Raw genomic sequence first — 26,507 nt, forward strand, 5'->3', positions numbered from 1 at the left:
AATTTATAATTAAAATGTAAATAAGTCTTTTTAATGATCTAAGGAGGTGAAATTAATAGAATTTTAGATTATGTATAATATTTTAATTAATGATTTTAATTTTGAGAAAGGAAAAATGAGATTATGAATATTCGTGGAAAAAAAGTTGTTGCTGTTTTATTATCAGCGTTTATGATTATGTCGATTTTTTCGATAAATAGTATAAATGTTGATGCAGCACGTGAAACTGATGAAAGTTATGTTGAATATACGAATACATTATTTGGAACTAATGTCGATGAAGGATCAACATCAGCCGGTCCATCACTACCTAATGGATCTATTCATCCAAGCCCTGAAACAACACCACCTGATAATGGAGGGTATCATCGTGGGAATCCTGTAGTTGGTTTTGGTCAGTTATATACACAGGGTTCTGGAGGAACAAAATCATATGGTAATTTTTTATTATCACCTCAAACTGGTGAAATAAAAACAAGTGATCGGGATCATGCCTCAAGTATAAGTGAAGAAAAAGGGCAAGCAAATTATTATACAGTTAAGCTTGATAAATATGGTATTAAAGCTGAAGTAACACCTAATTATCATTCAGCAATTTATCGTTTCACTTATCCAGAAAATGCTGATTCATCATCATTATTAATTGATGTAAGTAGAAAAATTGGCGGAGAAGTAGCTTTAAAATCTGGATCAGTTAATATTGATAAAGAAAATAAAATGATCACTGGTGGGGGTACATTTAGTAAAAACTGGAACCCTAGTGATTGGAATATGTATTTTGCTTTAAAATTTGATCAAGATATTGAAGAAATTGGAACATGGGATAATGGTGGATTAAAAAATGATATTTTAAGTTTAGAAAAAACATCTAATAATGAACATTTTGGAGCCTATGTAAAATTTGATACTTCAAGTAATCAAGAAGTTAATGTTAAAATTGCAATTTCTTTTGTAAGTGTAGATAAAGCAAAAGAATTTTTAAATAATGAAATTAGTGAATTTGATTTTGAAAAAGAAAAAGAAGAAGCTCAAGATATATGGAATGAAATTCTTGGGGAAGTAGAATTAGGTAGTCAAGTTGACGAAGAAACAAAAGGTAAATTCTATACTGCTTTATATCATACTAATGTTCAACCAAGAGATCGTACAGAAGATCATGGTACTTGGGATGATTATTATACATTGTGGGATTCTTGGCGAACAGTATTTCCATTTTTACAATTAACTCGTCCAGAAATGGTTGTAGCAAATATTAATTCATTTATTAAACGTTATAAAGAGACTGGAAAAATATCAGATGCCTATATTCAAGGAAAAGAATATGTTTGTGGACAAGGTGGAAATGATATTGAAAATATCATTGCTGATGCATATTTAAAAGGAATTGAAGGTGTAGATTGGCAAGAAGCTTATCAGGTTGTTAAAAGTGAAGCAGAAAATTATCGTTCAAAAAATTATGCAACACTAGGATGGAATACTGGTGAAACCGAAGCGATTAATGGTGATAAGTATTCGTGGCGTTTGAAACCAAGTTCAGCAACAGTAGGTTTTGCTTATAATGATTATGCTGTAGCTATGATGGCAAATGGGTTAGGTTATCAAGAAGATTATGAAAAATATCTTCAATCTTCTAAAAAATGGTTAAATAACTGGGATGAAAATCTTGTGTCATCAGATGGTTATAAAGGATTTATTCATAAAAGAGCGGCAAATGGAAGTTATGCAACTGTGGATCCAAGTCATTTTGTAGGAAATGATGGAACTGAAAAATTATGGCAAGGTTATAATGATGACTTTTATGAAGCAGGAATTTGGGAAGGAAGTTATGCTCCTACGTTTGATTTACCAACATTAGTAGAAAAAATGGGTGGTAAATATGAATATGCTGATCGTTTAGATTATGCTTTAGGACAAGGTTATATCAATTTTGCAAATGAACCTGCATTCCAAACAATTTGGACTTTAGCAAGTGATGAAGTTCAACGTCCTGATCTAGCAAGTAAATGGGTTGATGTGTATTTAAGTGAATATACTGATGTTGGTTATCCAGGTGATGAAGATAATGGTGCAATGAGTTCAATGTATTTGTTTATGATGAGTGGATTCTTCCCAATGTCAGGAACTAATAATTATTATTTACATGGAACCCGTTTACCAGAAGTTACTTATCATTTAGGAACAGGAAATGATTTTGTTATTAAAGGAATCAATGTTAGTGATGAAAATATCTATGTTCAATCAGCAACATGGAATGGACAACCATTAACATCTTCTAAATTAACTTGGAATCAAATCAAAGAAGGTGGAATTTTAGAATATGTAATGGGTAGTCAACCAAGTGATTGGGTAAGAGAAGTAGATAATGAAAATCCAAGTGATGTAACAGGATTAATATTAGATGATTCAAAATTAAATGAAGGTACATTAGCATTAAATTGGGATGAAGCTACAGATAATACACAAATCAAACAATATAATATTTATAGCTCAACTCAAGAAGATTTTGAATTAAATGATGAAACATTAGTTACATCAACTAAAAATACAACTTATACATTTGATGTATCAAATGTAGTTAAATATTTTAAAGTAGAAGCAGAGGATTATTTTGGGAATAGATCATTAAATTTATCTGTTATAAAAGTAGATGTTTCTGATTTCGAAAAACCTATACTTAATGGTGAAATTAAGTTAGATGAAAGATATCTTGATGTTGGTCTAGTTAAATTTAGTTGGCCTGAAGCAACCGATAATATAAAGATTAAAGAGTATCGAGTATATAGTGGTGATGAAGAAAATTATGATTTAGATGAAGTAAGTCTTTTAACATCTACAAATGATTTAAGTTATAGTGAAACAAAACAAGCAGGAACTTTCTATTATACTGTAGTAGCAGTTGATCTTTTTGGAAATGTTTCAGATTCATTAAAATTAAAAGTAGAAAATAGTAGTGGTTTAACAGGTAAAAAATTAAATTCTACAGAAAATATAGCTAAAAATAAAAATGTAACAGCTAGTGGTAGACATAGTGAAGCCGAAGATGGAAAATATGCTGTTGATGGCAATATTAAAACTAAATGGTGTAGTAAAGATAATGAGTCATCAGCAAATCCAGATTTCTGGTTAGAAATAGATTTAGGAGATGTTTATCAATTAAATAAATGGGTTGTAAAACATGCTCAAGCTGGTGGAGAACAAGCATCATATAATACAAGAGATTTCAAACTTCAAGTAAAATCAGGTGAGGAATGGTTAGATGTTGATAGTGTTGTAGGAAACACTGATTCAACAACTTCAAGAACTTTACCTATGTTTGAAGGACGTTATATTCGTTTGTATGTAACAAACCCAACTCAAGCAAATCAAGCTAGAACAACGAGAATTTATGAAGTTGAGCTTTATGGTGATAAGGACTATTCAACATTTACTGGAAGTATTATGAAAACGCCTGGTATTGAAGTATCAGTAAATCATGCTGTTAATGAAAATGAAGAAGCTATTAAAGCAATTGATTTTGATACAAATACAAAATGGAGTTGTCGTAATAGCAATGATGATAATGGCTATTACTGGCTAGAAGTAAAATTACCACAAAAATACCGTGTATATGCTTTAGAATTATTGAGTGCAGAAAAAGAAAATTCAAGTTATATTACAAGAGATTTCCAATTACAAGTTAAAGAAAATGATGAATGGAAAGATGTTCATAATGTAACTGGTAACCAAGAAAATCTTTATTATGCAAAATTAAATACACCAGTTATAGGTGATGATTTTAGATTATTAATTAAAAAATTAGGTAGCGCTAATGAAGATAACGCTAGAGTATATGAATTCCATTTATATGGAGATAAAATAGTTGATAGTGATAAAACTGCATTAAAGATTGCAATTGATTTAGCTAATGCAATTACTGATAAAGATTTAGAAAAAGTAATTCCAGTAGTAGCTGATGAATTCAAAACAGCGAGAGATGAAGCTAATGCAGTTTACAATGATATAGGTGCCATTCAAGAAGAAGTGAATAATGCTTTTACTCGACTAGCAAGTGTAATGCAGATGTTGGAATTCTTTAAAGGAGATAAAACAGCATTACAAAAACAAGTAGATCAAATCAATGGCTTAGATGAAAGTAAATACATTGAATCATCATGGTCTAATATGTTAGCTGTATTGGAAAAAGCTAAAGATGTATTAGCTAATGAAAATGCAATGCAGGATGAAGTAGATGAAGCCTATACAGAATTAGTAAAAGCCTTCTTGAACTTGAGACTAAAACCAAATAAAGATTTATTAAATGACCTAATTAATAAGGTCCAAGGTTTAAATGCGGCAAGTTACAGTGCAGAATCATGGAATGTATTGCAAGAAACATTAAATGGTGTCCAAGCAGTATTAGATGATCCAGAAGCTACAGAAGCAGAAGTAGAAGCAGCTGTAGCAGCATTGAACAGTGCAATTGAAGGATTAGCAGTTAATTCAGAAATACCTGTAGTAAATGAAAATGTAACAAGCAAGACAGTAAAATCAGGGGATACAACTGTAAGTATCAGAACTGGAGATAGTGCAAGTTTAAAATACTCAGTAGTAGGATTAGCATTAGTTTCAATGGTATTAGCAGTAAATAAAAAAAGAAGAGCTCATAAATAGTATGTGGTAAAGTCTTTCTTGAAATTGTAACAAAATAAGATTCTCTCTTAAATTTAAAACAGTTTTCAGTTATAAAACGTAATTGAAGACTGTTTTTTATAGTTTTTGGATCCAGTATATGGAAATTTAATGAAATATTATGGATAAATGGTATTATGCTAAAATGTTGAATAATTATATAAAAATTTAATTTATTGTTGTTAACATTTTATTATATTTATTCTTAAATTGCGTTAATAATAGATAACTTTATGCTGGTTATGAAATGCCTTTTATAAGACAGTAAATCTTAATAATGGAGAAAATTTATTAAGAAAGCTTTATTTACGAATAAAAAATCATCAATAAAGAAGATAGGAATCAGAAATTAATTATTTTATAAGTTGGTATGAATTTAATGAGGAATAGGATTTTACAAGTTTATATTAAGTTATACTATAAATTATTTTATTGTAATATATTTGATAAAATAAATAATTTGTGTTTAATAATAAACTTGTTGATATCAGCAAAGGAAAATATATGGTGAATAATGAAAAATCAATCGTGAACGATTATTTATATGCTAACTTAAAAACCGTTAAAAAAATATTTTAACGGTTTGAAATTTATACTTTATTTGTGTAATAAGATCAAAGTAATGTAGCCATTAATGGAGCAATGATTACCATCAGTAATCCAGCTATTACAATAGATAAACTACTCATGGCACCTTCAATTTCACCAAATTCAAGAGCTTTTGCTGTACCGATTGCATGAGCGCTGTTTCCAAGTGCTAAACCAATTGCAACAGGATGCTTAATATTACATAGTTTACAGATACTTTTAGCGATAATAGCACCTAAGATACCTGTAACAATAACAACTCCTACAGTAATAGTAGAATTACCGCCTATTTTATCAGAAACACCGATAGCAATCGCAGTAGTAATTGATTTTGGTAAAAGTGAATAATAAATAATAGGTTCAACTTTCATAAAAAAACATAAGATAAATATTGATGCAATACCAGCTACACACCCACTTAAAAGACTGATTATAATAGCATCAAAATGTTTAATTAAAATTTTTATCTGTTTATATAAAGGAATAGCGAGACATACAGTTGATGGTGTTAACAACATAGTAATAAATTGTGCACCTTTATTATAGGTATCAAAATCAATATCAAAAATAACTAAGATACTAATAATAAAAATAGCACTAATTAAAAGTGGATTAAAGATTGGATAGGGTAACTTTTTTCTAATTTGCATCGCTACCCAATAACATAAAAAACTCATAACCAGTCCAAAATAAACAGTATCAACTAAAATATCATTCACTTTCATGATGCTCCTTTCTTTCAATTATAGATTGAGCAACTTTTCCTGTAACAACCATAACAACTATAGTACTAATCAAAGTAATGACACTAATAATTAAAATATCTTTCATTATTGTTTCTCCTACATTGATCAGACTAACTGCAGAAGGTACAAATAATACTGGCATGATTAATATTAACCAATCGGCAACATCTTCAATTTGTTTAATCTTAATAATACCTGTAAATAAACATATTAACATAATTCCTAAACCATATACACTTGCAGGAATAGGCAATGGTAAAATTAGTCCGAGCAGTTCCCCAATAAAAGAAATTGTTAAAATAATTAAAAATTGATGTATGTATTTCATAATAACCCCCATTCTTTGAATGATTATAGCACATGTTGAAGATATTTAAATATATAAATAAAAAAAACACTGATTAGTTTATCAGTGTTAATTAACATGTCGTATTGTTGAAATTCTAGAATAATAATATGAACCTGGTTCTATTGAAGAAATCTTAACATATGCATTAGGATCATCACCATGCGTAGAGCTGTCGCCCCCTCCTGCATGAATCATTGATCTTGAACCATCAGAGTTAACGATTACAATTCCAATATGGTAAGCAGGACTTCCAAAACATACTAGATCACCAGTTTGAGAATTGTTAAAGCTGACACCTGTCCATTTTTGTGAATATGATGATGCAGTACCACGTCCTCCAGAAACACCAGCTTGTTTTAAACTCCAATATACTAAACCAGAGCAATCATAGTAATCAGGACCAGAAGCTCCCCACCAATAACGTTTTCCAAGCTGACTATATGCAGCAGCATAAATCTTTTCTCCCAAATTACTGATATTTGAAGAATTGTTGCCACTGTTATTATTACTATTGCTATTATTATTGTTATTATTACTTGAATTGTTATTTGAATTATTGTTGTTATTGCTTGAATTGTTACTTGAGTTATTGTTTGAATTATTTGGTTTTGGTGGTGTAGGAGCAGGAGTTTCATATGCATTTTTGTTGAATTCTTCAATTGCTGCATTTAAACTTTCTGTCATTTCACCATAATCATAGATAGCGTTTTGAGTAGAAGCAATATTTTTATTTTGTTCTTCTAATAATGCTGTATATTTATTTTGTAAAGTTTTTTGAGCTTCCTGTTGACTTAATAATGCTGTTTTAGCATCTTCAAGTGTTTTTTGCTGTTCTTCAACTTGAATTTTTTGATTGCTTAATTCAGCGATCAATTCTTTATCACTTCTAGTTAATTCATTAAAACCTTCGATTCTAGCAAACATATCAGAAAAATTAGAAGCACCAAAAATAAAGTTGATGAATGTATTATCATTACTATAAGATTGCATTGAATACATTCGATCTTTTAATAATTGAGTATTTTTTTCGATACTTGCTTGAAGATTAGAAATCGTTGTTGTTAAATAATTAATCTCAGCTTCTTTATCACTAATTTGTTTATTAATTTCATCTAATTGCTTTTGAACACTTTCAAGTGTTGCTTTAGTATCATTAGCAGCCTCTTTTTGAGAAGCTAACTGAGCAGTTAAATCTTTATTTTTTTCCTTTAAATATTTATTAAATTGTTCACATGTCGATTTATTACTGTTAGATATATTAGAAGATGAACATAAATTCATATATTTACTTTCATTACCTTCAAAATCCACAGCTTTTACTGGTGAGACATTAGAATATGTAGTTGTTAAGAGTGACAATACAACTATTGCCGGTATAATTTTTTTAATTTTCATTTAATCACCTCGATACAGGGTAATTATCCTACAAAATTCGCCATAAGTAAATAGATGTTTATAAATTTTCTAAGTTAAAAGCCTATTTTTAATAAATAAAAAGATAAGCAATTTGCTTATCTTAATATAATCTTCTAACATCATACCAGTGAGCCTGATAATAAGAACTGCTTAAAGAAGCAATTTTTACTACATCACCAGTTTGTGGAGCGTGAACCATATTTCCGCCACCAATATAAATCCCAACATGATGAATACCACTAGCACTGCCGTTACTACTAAATAAAATAATATCTCCAGCCTGCATACTACTACGTGATACTGATACACCCTTATTTGCTAATGTTTTAGTACTATTGCTGCCAATGTTGACACCGGCTTGATAGAAGGCCCAGCTAACTAAACCAGAACAATCAAAAGTTGATTGATTAGGATTAGCGATTTCGGACATACTATGACAGGCCCCATATACATAAACACTTCCTTGTTTACTTAATGCTTTGTTTGCAATAGCATTACCAATTTCTGAATTACCAGAAACTACACTGCCACTTGGAACCTCAGATTCTTTTACAGCAGCGGCAAAGGCAGCTAAATTATCGTCGATTGTTTGACTGCTGTTTTGAGCTTGTAAAGCTGCTTTTTCTTGAGCAATCACCTCAGCATTTTGCTTAATATACAATGCTTCAAATTGCTCTTGTAGTGTTTTTTTAGCTTCACGTTGAGCTTCAATATTAGCTTTTGCACTAACTACTGTAGCTTTTTGTGATTCAACTTGTTTTTTCTCATCAGCTAATTCAGATACTAATTCTTTATCGTAAGATGTTAATTCATTAATGCTTTGGATCCTAGAAAACATATCAGAAAAATCTGATGCACCAAAGATAAAATCAATATATGAATTATCATTCATATAGGTTTGCATTGAATACATGCGATCTTTAAGTTCTGTTTCTTTTTTTTCAATACTTGCTTCTAAATTAGAAATAGATGTTTGTAAATAATTGATTTCAGCTTCTTTTTGAGCAATATCATCATTTAATGAAGTGATTTCTGCTGTGATACTATCAATATTAGCTTTAGTATTAGAAGCTTCATTTTTAGTATCATTAACTTGATTTTTTAATTTTTGATTTTTGTTTTTAAGATATGTATTAAATTCTTTGCACGTATTTAAATTGCTATTTGACAGATTGGAAGAAGAACAAATTTTCATATACTTATCTTCTTGCCCTTCAAAATCAGTCGCCTTAATGGTTGTAGGAAAGACAAATAATGATAGTGCCGTACATACACCTAAGGTTGAAATGAATAGCTTTTTCATTTAATTACCTCCTATTTTTTTAATATATTATAAAATTTTATATTCAATTTAAGTCATATGGATAGTGACTCCATATCAATGTGATTATATCACATTATTTTTATTTTAACACCAAAATGATGAAAATGTTGTCAAAGTCACACATTTTCATAAAATCTTCATATATTAAAATTGGGAGGAAAAATAATGGAATTGAGAACAGATGTATTGACACATGGAATTGATGTTTCACAATATCAAGGCTTGATTGATTGGGAAACAGCAAAAAAACATATTGATTTTGCAATTATTAGATGTGGTTATGGACAGGATCTTCCTGGTCAGGATGATAAATTATTTAAACGAAATGCTGATGAGTGTACAAGATTAGGTATTCCTTTTGGCGTATACTTATATTCTTATGCGAAAAACAGCAGTGATGCTAAAGGTGAAGCGCAGCATGTAATGCGTTTAGTCAAAGATTATAAAATGGCTTATCCTGTATATTATGATTTAGAAGATGAAAATACTACAGGGAAACAATCAAATGCGGTAATTGCAAATATTGCAAAGACTTTTGCTGATGAATTAGAAGCAAATGGTTATTTTGTTGGAATGTATGCCTCTTTATACTGGTGGAAAACAAAATTAACGAGCAATGTTTTTGATAATTATACGCGCTGGGTTGCTAACTACGCTTCAGAATTGAATTTTGATAAGCCATATGATATGTGGCAGTATTCGTCAACTGGCTGGGTAGAGGGTGTACCAACGATAGTAGACTTAAATTACTGCTACAAAGACTTTCCGACAATAATTAAACAAGCAGGAAAAAATAATTTTGATAAGAATACGCCTGTAGAACAATATAAAATAGGTGATACAGTTAGATTTAATTATGTGTTTTTGACAAGTGAATCTACTAATCCATTGCGACCATATCGTAATGTAGGAAGAATAAGCAGAATCGTGCGAAATGCTCGAAATCCATACTTGATAGGTGAAGATCAGGGTTGGGTAAATGACCAGGTAATTGAAGGGAAAGTAAATTATTTATCTAATCCTAATTATGTTGGTGATAGTTTCGTAAATGCTTTAAATGAGATTGGTGAAGATATCAGTTTTGAAAACAGAAGGCGGCTAGCTAATCTAAATGGAATAAATAATTATGTAGGCAGCGCAGCACAAAATTTAGAAATGTTGCAGCTATTAAAAGAAGGCAAGCTAATTAGTTAGTTTATCTAACTAATTTAGCCTGCCATTCTTTTAAAATCTTAATGTGTAATTCTTCATCTTCAATGATCCGCTTTAAAATTGCAACAATAAAAGGATCTTTAATGATTTTAATTTGATACATATACTTATTGATTGCCTGATACTCGTTATCGATGGCGGTTTGTAACATTTCATCAATTTGTTGAGGATAGTTTAAATATGAAGGTGACCAATAACAGCACTGGTCATTTAAACAGGTCCACCAGCGGGGATCCATTTCTAATTTTAGTGCTAATTCCATAAATATATTTAAATGATGTATTTCAACCATTGAAATATCTAAAAATATTTGTTTTAATTCAAGAAATTCTTTATTAGTAATAGCATGATCATAAATATATTGACTAATGGCAGAAATTTTAGAATTCATACCGCCAACATTATCTAAGATCATTAGTCCATATGTTTCATTTGGTGCCTCAATCGCTACTTTAGGATAAGGTCTATCTATCTTACAGTTCATTTTTTCACCTCATTTTAAGATATGTAAAATGACTATAAATATGAATAATTATTTTGCTTTTAATAATCAGAATAAAATAAAACCTGCAAAATGTTGCAGGTTAAAGAAGTTTTTCATAAGCTCGGCGTTTCTCTTTGTTTTCTAAATAAATAGTACCACAATAATTAAAGCCATATTTAGTTAAAAAACGCTGCATAGAAAGATTATCATCATGCGTATCCATTCGAATACTTGATATGTTAGGAAATAATTTTAAAGTTTCATCTAGAATTATTTTTGCTAGTCCCTGTCCTTTATAATTATCGCGGATAGCAATTCTATGTATTACAAGATATTTACCGTCTTGTAACCATTTCCCTTCGATATAGTTATAATTAGGTTCTATAGCTTTGGAAATCATTGCTGTGGCAATAATTTTACCATCATCTTCTAAAACATAAGCCTCACGTTGTCCAATATCATTAATAATCGAAATTTCGTTTGGATAACCATCTTGCCATTGATTGATGCCTTGGGCTTTAAAATAAGATTTAGCTTGATTAATAATTTCCATAACTGCATTTAAATCACTAGTCTTTGTTAGTCTTAATTTCATCTGATCACATCCTATTTATAAATATAACATAACTATAGAAAAATTGGTATTTATTAGAATAAATAGTTTTTAAAATTATTTCTTTTATAGAAAAAAATAGGTTAAACAAGAAATTCATTGTATACTAATAATGAGGTGATAGGATGTTTAAAATAGAAGAAGCGTATAAAGTATTTAATGATTATGTTAAGGATTACGATACAAAAAATCCTAAAGTTGAACTAAAAATAAAACATACTTATAGCGTTGTAAATAAAGCTAGAGCGATTGCTGAGAGTTTAAATATCGAACAATCAGAAATTGATTTAGCGTGTTTAATTGCGTTATTGCATGATATTGGACGTTTTGAGCAATTACGGATATATAATAGTTTTTATGATAATCTAACTGTAGATCATGCTGATTTTGGTGTGAAGTTATTATTTGAAGATAAATTGATTGAAAAATTTAGTGATGATCGAGATAATGATACTATTATCTATAAAGCAATAAAAAATCATAATAAGTTTGTTATAGAATCAGGTTTGAATGAGCGAGAGTTAATGCATGCTAAGATTATTCGTGATGCTGATAAAATTGATAATTTAGAAATTAAATGTACTCTTCCACTAGAACCAATTTTTGATAAAACTAAAGAAGAGATTGAAAATCAGACAATTACAGATGAAGTTTACCAATCTTTTTTAAAGCATCAAACGGTCTTAAGTACGATGCGTAAGACGGATCTGGATGTTTGGTTATCGCATTTTGCTTTTGTATTTGATTTGAATTTTAAATATTGTTTTTTAGAGATTTTGAATAATAAATATATTGATATTTTATATAATCGTTTAGATTATCGAAATGATGAGACAAAAAATAGAATGCAGGTCATTTATCGTGAGGTAATGAATTATATAAATGAGCAGGTAAAATAATAGAATCTATTTTTAGAAATTGATATATAAGCAAATGAGTTGTTTAGAGGATTCATATCCTATATAATTGAATCGTTATCATTTTTTATCAAAATTATATTTATTATGGCAAAATGATTTGATAAAATCATTTGCAAATGGCTAAATAAATGTATTAATGATAATTAGCCTAGTGTTAAAGGACACTATAATAATTTATAAAGGCTAGAGATTTTTATCTCTAACCTTTTTGTGGTGTGCTTATATGACATTTATATAAGCAATGCGTACTAAAAGATTTTTTGGAAGAGTATCTTTGGTTAAGATCAACGATTTTGAAAAAAGGTACGTATATGTAGTTTCGCTGATTCTGATTTAAATAGCTACAAAAATAAAATTGAATAATGACTTGAAATATAATTGATGTTTAATAAAATCTTTTAACCACTTTTCCAGACAGAATCACAAAATATGATAAAGATGATATCATTATTTATCATATCACAATTAAATAAATGGACTTAGTAAAAGGTTCAGAAAAAAAATAAAAACGGGAGTAAAGGGAGGTAAATTAAATAAAACGATTGTTTACAAGAAAAATAGGGATGATTTAGAGAGGAAAATATAATATGAAAAAAGTTGTAATATCATGTGTTTTGATAATGCTGATGTTTTTTACATTTTGCGGAAATGTAGAGGCGCAATCAAATTACCAAACTGATTTAACAGCGAATATTCAAGAAGTAAAAACTAGTCAAGAAGTGATAGTAACTATTGGTTTAAAAAATATACCAGTCATGCAAAAGGGATTAAATGCTTATCATACTAAAATTGACTATGATACAAATGTTTTTGAAGAAATTAAAATAAGTGATTTTGAGAGTTTGAATAACTGGACTAATTTACAATATAATAAAGCAAATCATGAATTAGTTGCGATCAATAAACACGGGGTCTATACTGATGGAGCAATTACCAAACTTAGATTGCGAGTAAAAAGTAATGCTATGGTTGGGGAAACTAAAATCAAAATACGTCAATTTATTTCTTCACAGGGAATAGAAGATATTTATGTTGAAGATGATGAAATATCTTTAACGATTATAAAAAGCATGGATGATAATACTATGTCAAACAATCAGCCTTTGATCGATGATCAAAAAAATCAAATCGATTCAATCCAATCTGGAACAGTACCTAAAACTGGAGATGAATTTAATTTTTTATTAATTCTTTTTTTAGTTGAAGGAAGCATTATTTTTATCATTTATAAAAAAAGAAAAAATATAATATCTAAATTAATTAAAAGAAAGAATTTATTTATCATATTTGCGATAAGTGCTTTATTTGTTTTACAAATTGGAAGAATAGTTTATGCCGCTTCAGTTACGTTTTTTAATAAAGGTGATGTTAATAACGATGGAAGTGTAGATGAGATAGATATTGTTTTATTAGAAAAACATCTTATTGGCTTAGAACTTTTACCTGAAGAAAACTGGTTAGCTGGAGATATCAATGCAGATGGGAAGATTACTGTAACCGACTTATCTTGTTTAGTATGGAATATAGAAGATAAAGAAGATTTAACTTGTGAAATCAAAGCTATTACACCAGAAAACTATTATCCAAAACAAGGTGAAGATGTTGACTTACATTTTGAAGCGATTTGTAATAAAGATGTTAAAATAAAGGAAGTACAAATTAATGGGACAAATTATCCAGTTGAAACAAGTGATAATATAGATCATGTAGTAAAAGTTCCTGCGGGAAATTCAGCTGGTATTAAAACGTTGACATTTGAAAAAGTGATTTTTACAAATGGGATAGGATTAAATGTTAGTAAAGAAATAAAAGTAGATGTATTAAAAACGATGCCTTTAATAACTGACTATGTAGTAGAAGAAGATATTGATAATGCTAAGGTTTTTGTGAAAATAAATATAGAAGATGTAGATAAGGCACTTACAACAGGAAGTTTTGTAGTAGAAGAATTGAATATTTCAAAGACGTTATCTATTGGTGAAAATAATATTGAAATGTCTATTGAAGAAGGAAAAAAATATTTAGCCAGAATCAATTTAGAATATGATCTAGATTCTAATGAGCTAAATGATATAACAGGACAACAAAATACGGGTAATCAAACTATTTCAAAAGAGATACAATTGAATGTTGATTATCAATTGAATATTTCACATCTAAAAGCTTATAAAGAAGATGTAGAAAGTATGGTTTTTAGTAAACAGGATAATATTATTTTGAAATTTATAAGTACTAATAGTACGATTCATATTCCTGAAAAAGTAAAGGTCAATGGGACGTTTTATGAAGTAGAAAAAGAATTGGAAAATAGTTATTTAGTTAATCTAAAGACGATAACTAAGTTTGGGAAAAAGATACTGAAATTAGAAGAAGTTATTTTAAGTAATGGAAAAGTGTTATCAGTCGATAATTTGCAGATAGAAATAGAAATAGAAAAAAACGCTCCAGGAATTACAAATTTTAAAGCTCAGGAAAAAGAAAATACGCTCGATTTTACATTTCAAGTATTAGATGAAGATCAAGCTCTAGAAAATGCTTATCTTGTTTTACTGGACGGTAAGGGCAAAGAAATTGAAAGACAAGATATAACAAGGGATACTACTAAAGTAACAATGAATACAATTTCAACAGATAAATACACTGTAAAAATAATTGCAGATTATAACTTATCTGAAGCAAATCAAAAATTAAAACAAACTATTTATACTGAAGAAATAACGGCAAATTTAAAAATAACCGTCACAGATGTTAATATCAGTCAATATTATGTTATAAAAAACGGGAAAATAGAACTTACATATATATTTGATAGTAATAGAGCAGTTGATATTAAAGGATTACAAATTAATTATATTGAGTATCCTGTAGTTAAAGTTAATGATCATACATATAAAGTAACGATTTTAGCCGCAAACGAAGCTGGAATACAGGATATTATGTTAAGAAAAGTTATTACTGATGATCAAACAGAAGAAACGGCAGTAGAAAAAAATGTTCAAATAGAAGTATTAAAAGATAAGCCATATATTACAAATTATAGTGTGATAGATGACTTTTCAAATAATACAATTACAGTAGAATTTGAATTGATCGACCAAGATAATGCTTTTATTAATGGTTATACGATTTTAGATGATTACGATGGGATTAAACAAAGTATCCAGAAAGGGAAAAATACATTTATCTATACAGTAACGCCAAATCAAATTTATTCAATAAATCATTATATAAGTTATGATTTAGATACTAATGTTTTAAATGAAATTACTGGAGAGCAAAATAAAATTGAAAACGAATTATTAGAGACTAGACAAATCCAGTTAGTAGGGAATTATCAAGTAGTAATCAATAATTTAAAAACTGTAACTATGAGTAATAAAGATTCTATTTATTTTACAAAGAATGAAAATTTGAAATTATATTTTATTGCAATAAGTAATACGATCTATCAACCAGAGAAAGTAAAAATTAATGAAAAAGAATATGCAGTAAAGAAAGAAAATGATACTTGTGTTGTAGAATTGGAAGGTTTTACTAATAGTGGCATAAAAGAAATTGTTATTAATAGTGTTATTTTAGATAATGGATATGAAGTAGAACAGGAAGATTGTAAAGTACAAGTCGAGATTTTAAAAGAGGTACCAGAAGTAACAAGTTTAACTCATGAAATTAATGATGTTGAAAATAAAATGAAGGTACATTTACAAATCAAGGATAATGATCAAACAATCACAGCTTTAAAAGGCGTTGTAATTAATGGAAATAGTGTGTTAGAAAATGATTTATTAGAAAAATATCTTAATAGTGAGGAATTAACTTTTGAGATACCGATTGATAACACACATAATGAAGTTTATCAAGTACAGATCATTGCTGCTTATGATTTAGATAGCAATGGATTAGAGACAGGGAAAAATGAATTTATTAATCAAATATTATTTGAACAAACTCTAGAAACAGGTTACCGATTTTATGAATTGAAAGATATTCAAGATATCATATTGTATGAGAAAAAAGGTGATTCAGTAGCAGCTGTAAGTGAATTGGATGTTCAAAATTTAGTTTTGGATCATTATTTAATCAAAGTGATAATGCAAGAACAAACAGATTATTATGCTAAGATAAAGGATTATGAAATAAAAGATGACAAGTTATATTTTAAACTTGATACTTTGAATATGATCCAATATCAAGATAATATTAAAAGTTCAAATGTCATTGTTGAATATGGGACAGTAGATGAAAACAAGATAGCTAGACATATGACATTAGAAACCCTGATAGAGAAAATAAAAGCAGACCCATCAGGTACTTATGAATTAACTGGTAATTTAGATGCTGGAACGTTGCTTTCTTTAGAGTCCTCATTATTCCCAATCGATTTTACAGGAACCTTAAATGGTAATGGTTATACGATCAAGAATTTGAAAACGCCATTATTTAATACTTTAAATGGCGCAACAATTCAAAATTTAGTTATTCAAGCTGCACAAGTAAATGGAAAAGGCGGGATTTTAGCGACTAGTGCTGAAGCTACGACCCTTAAAAATGTTCATTTAACAGATAGTACTTTAAGTGGGAATATATCTCCAGCAGGCGGGATGATTGGTCGAACAATAGGAACGCTGAAGATAGAAAATAGTTCTGTTACTAATTCAACGATTACAGGCGGAAAAAGAACAGGAGGCTTTATTGGCTGGGCAAATACATCTGCCAATGTCACTATTTCTAATTCATATATCCAAGGGGATGTAACCGGATCTAGTGATGCTGTGGGTGGCATTATTGGAGAAGTTAGTGGTAACATAACAATTGAAAACTGTTATTCTGCCACGATAATAAAATCAAATGGTAGAGCAACTGGTGGGATCATTGGATATTATGCCAGTGGAATAATGCGTTTAAATAATAATTTAAGCTTGGCAGATGGAACAACTGGCGGAAATAGAGTGCATGGTAATGGAAATTCCAATTCTTCAAATAATAACTATGAATTAAAAGAATCTCAATTAGCTTCAAATGTTTCTGGTGATAAAATAAAGGTTTTAGAAAAAGCAAATATAAATAAAGTTTTTTTTGAAACGACTCTTGGCTGGGATCCAGATATTTGGAATCTTGAAACAGTTATGGAATCTGATTATCCAACGTTAAAAAATGCTGATCCTAAAGATTTTAATAATCAAAATATATTAAAACCACAAAATAGTAATATTTATATTCCTGAATATCAAAGGTTACGGAATCTAGTTAATTATGATATGCGTAAAGAAATATTATACGCTAATTTATATAAGTTGATGCCATTTTACGATGCTGCGTATTTAGTATCGGATGGAAGTAAAATAAATGTTGATAGTAGTTTGAATCAAAAGCTTATTGATAAGATTATTCCTTATGATAAAGATGGAAATATGGTAACAGTTTTAACTGATAAAGAGTATGATATTATTGATCATCTTAAAATTGTTTTTAAAGATGATACAACTGAAATTTATCAACTTATTGATGGAACTAAAAATGGTATAGTAATGAATTATGTCATTGCTGAATTAAAGATCGGATATAATTTTCCAGCTTATATAGTTGATAGTACCAATCCAATTATTGTTGAATTAGTGGAGCAGATGGAATCATATGATTACATGATGGATCTAGATCCATTAACATCAGAGATAGACAGCCGATTATATAAGGATTTTTATAGTGAAACAACAAAAGAACAACTAACAGATTTTATATTAAAGTTAATTGCTAATACAAAGAATTATTATTTATGTATCAATGATGATGTTATGAATACTAAAGTAAAAAATGATATATTAGTTAATTTGAAACAATTGTTGTATGCCTATAATTATTATAATAAGTGGTATAGCATTGATGTAGAAGGTGTTAATTTAAAAGATATTGTCTATTATGGGATGTTATATGATAATATTGATGCAATAATAATGACCAATGAAGTATTAGCAACAAATGCTAATCGTAATACTAATGCAGCGCATACTTTTTATAGTAGTAAAATAGCTAATTATACGAATAAAACAAATATTGGCAGCTTTATTGATTACTTTATAAAAACTGTTGGTGGTTATGAAGATGTAAATGACTGGTTTTCACAAAATTATCAAGGACTTGTATTAGAGGTACAGGCAAAAGGATATGAAAATTCCAATATCGAATATCGGGCATGGAAACATTTAAAACAAAGGGAAAACTATTTATTGCCATTACTGACTTTACCTGATAACGCTGCATATGTTATCGCTTGTCCGTCACAAATCATGGTAGGAGCACAGCGAGTTTATATTTCTGATCCAGATGATGAAAGTCAAAGAGCAAGTTTATATGAAAGAATGGTATCAATGGGAAATTTGATTATCGAATTTTATGGAACAGCAGCAGGCTTAGTACCGCATGAAAGATTTAACATGTATTCTGATATTCAGATAGATACATATAACACACTTGAGGGTTCTCAAGTTACTGGAGAAACTGAAGAACCATTCCATAAATATTTTAATGATGCTGGAAACTGGTGGGGGACTGCACTTAAAGGTGTTGGCGCTTATGCTTATGGCGATCGTATTTATTGGGTTGTTTATAAAGCTCTGGGTGATACATCTTTTAATACTTGGAGTCATGAAACCGGACATGATCAAGATAGTAAAATTTTTCTATATGGAAACGGGAGACGCCCAGGTTCAGGTGCAGAGGATTATGCTGATGGAAATACTTCACAAAGTGTAGCTGATGGTGCATATAATTTTAATTTAGCCTACAATAATGATAATGCAGCAGATAAGGCAAATAATCTTACGACAGATAGAATCAATTCAATTGATAAAATTGAAAGTTATTATAAAAATATGATCGATACTTTAGATTTTTTAGATTATATAGAAGCTTTGGCCTTTTTAGATTTATCACCTGAAAAACAATCTAAAATTGGTGTACAAGTATTTTATCCTCAAAAAGATGATACTGAGCAGGAAGCCGGAGATTCGACAACGGGATATAAAGTGATAACGGCTGATGAATTTGCAACTATGAATTTAAAGACAGTAGAAGATCTATGGGATAATCGAATCATTATTTATCCTGGGATAACGAAAACAACAACTATTGGGACTAATAGATATGGTTACAAAACGACAGATGCTAGACGCTGGTATCAGCCACATAATGATAATGGGGTACCAGATTCTTATTCGCTTAAACAGTTAGCGTGGGAAATGTTAGGTATTGGTGGATATGAAGGTGGATATATTACTTATTATAGTGGAATCAGTCAAAATGATTTAGAAGCAATCAGAAAAGTAACTGGTGATGCTACTATGACTTGGAAAAAATATAAAATGATTCGTTATGAAATGATGAAAGAAAATTGGAGTAAATTAGATGCTTTTATAAATGCTGATAAACTATTAGAAGAATATAAAGAAGCTTTATTAATAGATAGTCAAAATGATGATAGAAATGTATCTTATACTACCAATATAAGAAAGATTACATATCACTATATCAAAAGGGCGACAGATGATTTTAGAAGTGATGTATTTGCAAAAGGTGCTACGAAAATAACTCACGTAACTACAGCAGCTGAATTAAAACAGGCATTAGAAATTAATTCTTGTGGCATGATCGTGTTAGATAATGATATAGATGTATCTAGTATTGAAATAGAAAATGAGGCAGCGGCAATTTTTGATAATGTGACTTTTACAGGAAGTCTTAATGGAAATGGGCATACTATTACTGGCTTAAAACAGCCGTTATTTAAAGCAATTAAATTTTCTTATATATATGATTTAAAAATAGTCGGAGCACAAATAAATCTTTCAAACGTTGATAATGTTGGAGCATTGGCACAAACGATTGAAAAAAGTAGAGTCGAAAATGTACATGTTACTAATAGTACTATTGAAGGGAAAAGTTATGTTGGTGGATTAACAGGAAGATTAATATCTACTAATGTTAAAAATTGTTCTATAAATGCTGATGTATCAGCTGTATCTGCTTATGCTGGTGGCTTAGCGGCTTATGGTTATTCAAACGGAATTATTGCAAACTGTTATACATCAGGAAGTTTAACAGCAAATGGAAATAGAACAGGGGGGTTAATTGGGTATCTTGATACTTATACTGTAAAGAATTGTTTTAGTAATAGTTATGTAAGTTCTTCAACGACAACATTAGCTGGTGGGATGTTTGGTTTTACTAATAATGCAAGAGTTGAAAATAATTTATCATCCTCAGTGGGAATGAAAGCTTATTTATTTGATTCGCAAACAGCCAATAATGGTTATAGTAAATATAAAAATAACTATGAAAACGCTGATTCTAATTTAATAAGTACAACAACTAAAAGTGATCTTGATTTTGCGGGAAAAATTATAAATATTGATTCAAAAGAAATGAATAATAAAGAATTTTATACTTCGACATTAGGCTGGAGTGAAGAAATTTGGGATTTCAAAAATGTTTTGGCTGGCGGCTTACCAAAATTAAAAAGTTCTTTAGATACAAATGATATAACAAGTATGATTGATAAAATTGAAATCAGCACGATCGAAGATTTACAAAAATTAAACGCAGATCCTGACAAGATTTATGTCTTAACTAATGATCTGGATGCTCGAGAGATTACAAGCAGCTCAGCTCTTATAACAACGAATTTTTATGGAAAATTAGATGGAAATGGTCATAAGATTACAAATTTAAACACAGCGATATTTGAGACGTTATATGGACAGCTTACTAATTTGAAAATTGAAAATGTTAATATTGATAAAGGACGTAGCGATTATGCTAATGTAGTTGCAAAATATGCATATGGAGCATACGTTTCTAATATTAAGATCAATCAAGTAAGTTTGTCAGGAAATAACTATATCGCATTATTATTTGGATATGATAGAAATAATTCGATAATTGAAAAAGTACAGATTACTGATGCTGTTGTAAATGGAGCCAGGGGAAGTAGTGGTTGTTATAATTCTATGCTGATTGGACGTAAAAATGGTGGAAGGATTTCAAATGTTTTAGTACAAGGGGAGATGACGGTTCAATATACTGATAATGGTCCGGTGGCTGGAGAAGCGGTCAATGTAACAATTGATAATGTTATATCAAAAGTAGATGTTATTAGAACAGGCGAAGTAAGATCAAATCAAAATGCAGGTTTTGTTGGTTCGAGTCGTGGAACAACTAAATTTGTAAATTGTCTTGTTTTAGGAAATGTAGCGGATGACTGCTATAAATTTTCCACAAAATTAGAAACGAATGTAACTCTAGTAAATTGTTATGAAGCAAGAGAGACAACAGGACTAACTAATGTAGTAGAAAATAGTAATAAAACAACAATGGCGATTTCATTAGAACAAGTGAAGTTGGCAGATTTTTATGAACTAACATTACAATTGAGTCAGGATGTTTGGGATTTTAATGATGTTGAAACAACCGGATTACCGAAGTTAAAATAAAAAATATTACTTTTTGGTTATTGATAAAGATTAAAAATAGGAAGCTTAAAATTATTGAATACAACAATAATTTTAACTTCCTTTTAAATTATTATTTGAAATTAAAAAAAGAAATTATAAAAAATATGGTTGAAAAGTGTTGATATTAGTGGGTTTTGAGTAAATAAACAAAATTTGATAAAAATTTTGAACATCAAACTATTTACAAATAATTTCTTTTTGTTATAATGTACGCGTAATATACACGAGGAGGAATAAAACGTGGAATTTGAAAAAGTAAAAGAAATAATCGTTGATTCATTAAGTTGCGATGAAGATGCAGTAACTTTAGAAGCTAATTTAAAAGAAGATTTAGATGCAGATTCATTAGATGCAGTTGAATTAATCATGGCTGTAGAAGAAGAATTTGATATTGAAATTCCTGATGAAAAAGCAGCTGAAATCAAAACAGTACAAGATATCGTAGATTATATCAAAGCAAACGCTTAATTTTATTACCCAGTTTGACTGGGTAATAATTTTGCAAAAAAAATATTTTGATGTTCAAAGTATGAGCATTATTTTTTTAAGAAAATTTACTTTGATATTCAAAACAAAGGAGAAGATTATGAAAATTGATTTAGTAAAACAACTTATCAATGAATTTGAAAACTCAGAAGTTTTCAAAATGAAAGTAGAAATAGATGATATTAAATTAGAATTAGAAAAAGCACCAGCAGCACCTGTAAATGTAGTTAATAGTGAAGCAGCTGTACTTCCTGTTTCTTCAACACCGGTTTCTTCGACATCAGCCCCTTTAGAAGCGGTTAAAGAACCGGCAATAACAGGGACTCCAATCAAATCACCGATCGTAGGTGTATACTATGCTGCAAGCTCACCAACTGCTAAGCCATATGTTGAAGTTGGTAGTAAAGTAAAAGCGGGTCAGGTACTATGTATTGTTGAGGCGATGAAAGTAATGAATGAAATCAAATCACCAATTGATGGAACAGTTAGTGCAATCATGGCTGAAACAGAAGACCTGGTAGAATATGATCAAGTATTGATGGTAATTGAAGGGTAATAGATATGTTTAAACGAATTTTAATTGCTAACCGTGGCGAAATAGCGGTAAGAATTATAAGAACATGTCAAGAGTTAGGAATTGAAGCGGTAGCTGTTTATTCTGATGTTGATAGTACTTCATTACATGTGCAGTTAGCAGATCATGCAGTATGCATTGGACCGGCAAAGGCGGCAGATAGTTATTTAAATATGAAAAATATTTTAAGTGCTGCAACAGCTCTAGGTTGTGATGCAATTCATCCAGGCTTTGGCTTTTTATCTGAAAACTCGACTTTTGCGCGTTTAGTTGAAGAATGTGGAATGACATTTATTGGACCAAGTGGTGATGTTATTGACATGATGGGAAATAAAAGTATGGCTCGTCAAAAGATGATCGAAGCTGGAGTTCCGGTTGTACCTGGAAGTGATGGCAGCGTCAATGATCTTGAAGATGCTAAAAAGATAGCTACTCAAATCGGTTATCCAGTTTTGATTAAAGCTTCAGCTGGAGGCGGAGGTCGTGGAATGCGAAAAGCTTTTAGCGAAGAAGAATTTGATGATGCATATTTAACAGCTAAAGCAGAAGCTAAAGCATGCTTTGGTGATGATGATATGTATCTGGAAAAATTGATTTTAAACCCTAAGCATATCGAGTTCCAGATCTTGGCTGATAATTATGGTAATGTTATTCATTTAGGGGAACGTGATTGCTCGATTCAGCGACGTAATCAAAAAATGATCGAAGAAGCACCTAGCAAAGCTTTAACACCTTTATTACGACAAAAGATGGGAGAAGATGCTGTTAAAGCAGCTGTTGGAGCTGGTTATCGTAATGCGGGGACAATTGAATATGTTCTTGATCAAGATGGAAATTATTATTTTATTGAGATGAATACACGAATTCAAGTAGAACATCCAATTACCGAAATGATTACCGGAATAGACTTGATCAGAGAACAAATTAGAATCGCAGCTAATCAAAAATTAACATATAAGCAAAGTGATATTCATTTGAATGGTCATGCAATTGAGTGTCGAATCAATGCAGAAAATCCCCGTGAAGGTTTTAGACCTTGTCCTGGAACTGTCAAAAGTGTGCACTTACCAGGCGGACTAGGAGTCAGAATCGACACAACTTTGTATCAAGGTTATAAAGTATCATCACACTATGATTCAATGATTGCGAAAGTTATTGTTCATGGTTCTAATCGTTTAGAGGCAATTAGAAGGATGCGAAGGGTTTTAGCTGAGCTGGTTATTGATGGTATTGATACTAATCAAGAATTACAGTATTTGATTTTGCATACAGGGGAATATGTAAAAGGAAATTTTGATACAAGTTTTATTGAAAATAACTTAGATAAGTTGGTGAGATAGTAAATGGAAGAATTATTTAGAGCGCGAAAAGAAAAATTAAATTTATTCAAATCAATTCGTCATAAGTTACAAGATAAAAAAAGAATTGATATACCAGATGGTTTATACACTAAGTGTGAAAATTGTGGGGAATCGATTTTAAGTGAAGACTTAAAAGAAAATTATTATGTTTGTCCTAAATGTAAAGCTCATTTAAAAATGCGTGCTTATACACGATTAAATCTTTTATATGATGGAGCTAGATATAAAGAGTTATATAAAAATATTAAATCTAATGATCCATTAATGTTTCCTGGTTATAAAGAAAAATTAAAAAAATTAGAAGAAGCGACTAATCTTGACGAAGCGGTTGTCTGTGCTACAGGAAAAATTGGTGGAAAAAAAGTTGTTGTTTGTGTAATGGATTCACGCTTTTTGATGGGGAGTATGTCAGGTGCTGTTGGAGAGAAAATAACAAGAGCAATTGAACATGCTACAAAGCGTAAGTGTCCAATTATTATCTTTACAACTTCAGGGGGAGCCAGAATGCAGGAAGGGATTATTTCTTTGATGCAGATGGCTAAGACAAGTGCAGCTTTAGCTAAACATCATGAAGCGGGATTGTTGTATATTTCTTATATTACGCATCCAACTACGGGTGGAGTAACGGCTTCGTTTGCAATGTTAGGTGATATTATTATTGGAGAGCCAAAAGCTTTAATTGGTTTTGCTGGTCCTCGAGTAATTGAATCAACGATCAAACAAAAATTACCAGAGGGATTCCAAAGAACGGAATTTATGCAAGATCAAGGATTTATTGATTTGATAGTGGAACGTTCAAAAATGCGAGAAACAATTATTAAATTATTAAAAATGCATAGCAGGGGGGCGCAATAATGTCACTGCAGGAAAAAGAAATAAAAATTAAAGAAATTGAATTAGAATTATTAAAATTAAAAGATGATCAGGAAATTGATCATACTTTACAAATTCAAGATTTAGAAAATACGAAAGCTCGTTTGGAAAATGAAGCTTATCAAAATATTAGTGCTTATGATCGTGTTTATCTAGCAAGAAAATCTGATCGACCAAACGTGTATGAATATATTGAAAATCTTTTTGATGATTTTATTGAATTACATGGCGATCGTTTTTATAAAGATGATGGTTCTATTGTCGGGGGATTGGCAATGTTTGAAAATATTCCTTGTACAGTAGTTGGGCATTTAAAAGGGCGAACTTTAGATGAAAATCTAAAATGCAATTTTGGAATGTCTTCACCAGAAGGATATCGAAAAGCAATGCGTTTGATGAAACAGGCTGAAAAGTTTAATCGACCTATTATCACTTTTGTTGATACACCTGGTGCTTATCCAGGACTTAAAGCTGAAAAACATGGCATTGGTGAAGCCATTGCTCGTAATTTGATGGAAATGTCACAATTAACAGTACCAATTATTGTTGTTGTAATTGGTGAAGGCGGAAGTGGTGGAGCTCTTGCACTAAGTATCGGAGATCGCATGGTGATGTTGGAAAATAGTGTTTATTCAGTTTTATCACCGGAAGGATTTGCATCAATATTGTGGAAAGATAAGGATGGTACACGTGTTCATGAAGCGGCAGAGTTAATGAAATTAACAGCTGATGATTTATATGAAATGAAAATAATTGATAAAATTATCAAAGAACCTCGCGGAGGAATTACAAAAAATCGTGAATATGTGTATAAGCGTTTAAGAATATATCTTCGTAATAATTTAGAAGAATTAATGAAATTATCAAAAACAGCATTGATAACTAAACGCTATAATAAATTTAGAGAAATGGGCCGAGTGACGAATGACTAATCGCGATATTTTAAATCGAGAATTGATCAACCATTTGTTTGTTAGATTATTTAACCAGATAATGGATATTGAAACGCAATATATGGTAGGACATGGAGTTGAAGATTTAAGTTTGTCAGAATTGCATATTATTGATGCAATCAGTTCTTTATCAAATCCGACGATGTCGACGATTGCTTCAAAAGCGACTTTAACGAATGGAACGATTACGACAGCAATAAAAAAGCTGGAAGCTAAAGGATATGTAAAACGTCATAAAGATGAAAATGATCGTCGTGTTATTCGAGTAGAATTAACAATTAAAGGTAATCGTGTTTGTAAGGTTCATCGTGATTTCCATGAAGAAATGGTTAGTCGAGTATGTGAAGATAGTCATGTTCTTGATGATGAATTATTGATTAAATCATTACAGCAGCTGGTTTATTTCTTTGAAGATATCAAAGAAAAATATTAGG

The 26,507-nt window shown here is 30.0% G+C and carries 16 protein-coding genes; 10 read left to right on the forward strand and 6 right to left on the reverse strand.

Going from position 1 to position 26,507, the window contains the following annotated elements; all coding sequences use genetic code 11:
* The first annotated feature begins 123 nt into the window (after nucleotides 1-123).
* Nucleotides 124-4,650 (forward strand): GH92 family glycosyl hydrolase, encoded by a 4,527-nt coding sequence (locus OC535_RS10725; RefSeq protein ID WP_498823812.1) that lies wholly within the window; start codon nucleotides 124-126, stop codon nucleotides 4,648-4,650.
* 632 nt (nucleotides 4,651-5,282) lie between these two features.
* Here OC535_RS10725 and OC535_RS10730 read toward each other — a convergent pair.
* The 4 genes from OC535_RS10730 to OC535_RS10745 all read right to left on the reverse strand — a co-directional run bounded on the left by OC535_RS10730 (nucleotide 5,283) and on the right by OC535_RS10745 (nucleotide 9,070).
* Entirely contained in the window at nucleotides 5,283-5,975 is a 693-nt protein-coding gene (locus OC535_RS10730; protein WP_498823813.1) for an LrgB family protein, read from the reverse strand.
* Entirely contained in the window at nucleotides 5,968-6,330 is a 363-nt protein-coding gene (locus OC535_RS10735; RefSeq protein WP_024722051.1) for a CidA/LrgA family protein, read from the reverse strand. Before OC535_RS10735 ends, OC535_RS10730 begins: the two co-directional genes overlap by 8 nt.
* Before the next feature lie 87 nt (nucleotides 6,331-6,417).
* Nucleotides 6,418-7,746: a coiled-coil domain-containing protein gene (locus OC535_RS10740; protein WP_227052508.1), complete on the reverse strand. Its 1,329-nt coding sequence runs from the start codon at nucleotides 7,744-7,746 to the stop codon at nucleotides 6,418-6,420.
* Between the two features lie 121 nt (nucleotides 7,747-7,867).
* Nucleotides 7,868-9,070: a C40 family peptidase gene (locus OC535_RS10745; RefSeq protein WP_227052507.1), complete on the reverse strand. Its 1,203-nt coding sequence runs from the start codon at nucleotides 9,068-9,070 to the stop codon at nucleotides 7,868-7,870.
* 186 nt (nucleotides 9,071-9,256) lie between these two features.
* Between OC535_RS10745 and OC535_RS10750 the strand changes: the two genes are divergently transcribed.
* Nucleotides 9,257-10,285 (forward strand): glycoside hydrolase family 25 protein, encoded by a 1,029-nt coding sequence (locus tag OC535_RS10750; protein WP_227052506.1) that lies wholly within the window; start codon nucleotides 9,257-9,259, stop codon nucleotides 10,283-10,285.
* Between the two features lies 1 nt (nucleotide 10,286).
* On the opposite strand, the gene OC535_RS10755 is transcribed toward OC535_RS10750, so the two are convergent.
* The gene (locus tag OC535_RS10755) at nucleotides 10,287-10,787 is read right to left on the reverse strand and encodes a ferritin-like domain-containing protein (protein ID WP_227052505.1); all 501 of its coding nucleotides are present in this window, start codon (nucleotides 10,785-10,787) and stop codon (nucleotides 10,287-10,289) included.
* A 100-nt stretch (nucleotides 10,788-10,887) separates the two neighbouring features.
* A complete protein-coding gene (locus OC535_RS10760) occupies nucleotides 10,888-11,382 on the reverse strand; it encodes a GNAT family N-acetyltransferase (RefSeq protein ID WP_498823814.1) in 495 nt (164 codons plus the stop codon).
* 143 nt (nucleotides 11,383-11,525) lie between these two features.
* On the opposite strand from OC535_RS10760, the gene OC535_RS10765 reads away from it, so the two are divergent.
* The 8 genes from OC535_RS10765 to OC535_RS10800 all read left to right on the forward strand — a co-directional run bounded on the left by OC535_RS10765 (nucleotide 11,526) and on the right by OC535_RS10800 (nucleotide 26,506).
* Nucleotides 11,526-12,299: an HD domain-containing protein gene (locus tag OC535_RS10765; protein WP_227052503.1), complete on the forward strand. Its 774-nt coding sequence runs from the start codon at nucleotides 11,526-11,528 to the stop codon at nucleotides 12,297-12,299.
* Nucleotides 12,300-12,907: 608 nt separating this feature from the next.
* On the forward strand, nucleotides 12,908-21,805 hold the full coding sequence (locus OC535_RS10770; protein WP_498823815.1) for a ZmpA/ZmpB/ZmpC family metallo-endopeptidase: 8,898 nt from the start codon (nucleotides 12,908-12,910) through the stop codon (nucleotides 21,803-21,805).
* Nucleotides 21,806-22,066: 261 nt separating this feature from the next.
* Nucleotides 22,067-22,294, forward strand: a complete 228-nt coding sequence (acpP, locus tag OC535_RS10775; protein ID WP_024722045.1) for an acyl carrier protein — start codon at nucleotides 22,067-22,069, stop codon at nucleotides 22,292-22,294.
* A 118-nt stretch (nucleotides 22,295-22,412) separates the two neighbouring features.
* Nucleotides 22,413-22,868: an acetyl-CoA carboxylase biotin carboxyl carrier protein gene (gene accB, locus OC535_RS10780; RefSeq protein WP_024722044.1), complete on the forward strand. Its 456-nt coding sequence runs from the start codon at nucleotides 22,413-22,415 to the stop codon at nucleotides 22,866-22,868.
* Nucleotides 22,869-22,873: 5 nt separating this feature from the next.
* A complete protein-coding gene (locus OC535_RS10785) occupies nucleotides 22,874-24,226 on the forward strand; it encodes an acetyl-CoA carboxylase biotin carboxylase subunit (RefSeq protein ID WP_024722043.1) in 1,353 nt (450 codons plus the stop codon).
* A gap of 3 nt (nucleotides 24,227-24,229) precedes the next feature.
* Entirely contained in the window at nucleotides 24,230-25,102 is an 873-nt protein-coding gene (gene accD, locus OC535_RS10790; RefSeq protein ID WP_024722042.1) for an acetyl-CoA carboxylase, carboxyltransferase subunit beta, read from the forward strand.
* Complete coding sequence (locus tag OC535_RS10795; protein WP_498823816.1) at nucleotides 25,102-26,052, forward strand: acetyl-CoA carboxylase carboxyltransferase subunit alpha; 951 nt, start codon at nucleotides 25,102-25,104, stop codon at nucleotides 26,050-26,052. Before accD ends, OC535_RS10795 begins: the two co-directional genes overlap by 1 nt.
* A complete protein-coding gene (locus tag OC535_RS10800; protein WP_024722041.1) occupies nucleotides 26,045-26,506 on the forward strand; it encodes a MarR family winged helix-turn-helix transcriptional regulator in 462 nt (153 codons plus the stop codon). Before OC535_RS10795 ends, OC535_RS10800 begins: the two co-directional genes overlap by 8 nt.
* Nucleotide 26,507 lies beyond the last annotated feature (1 nt).

This window comes from Clostridium sp. Marseille-Q5894 (assembly GCF_946902305.1).
Classification (GTDB): Bacteria; Bacillota_I; Bacilli_A; order Erysipelotrichales; family Coprobacillaceae; genus Thomasclavelia.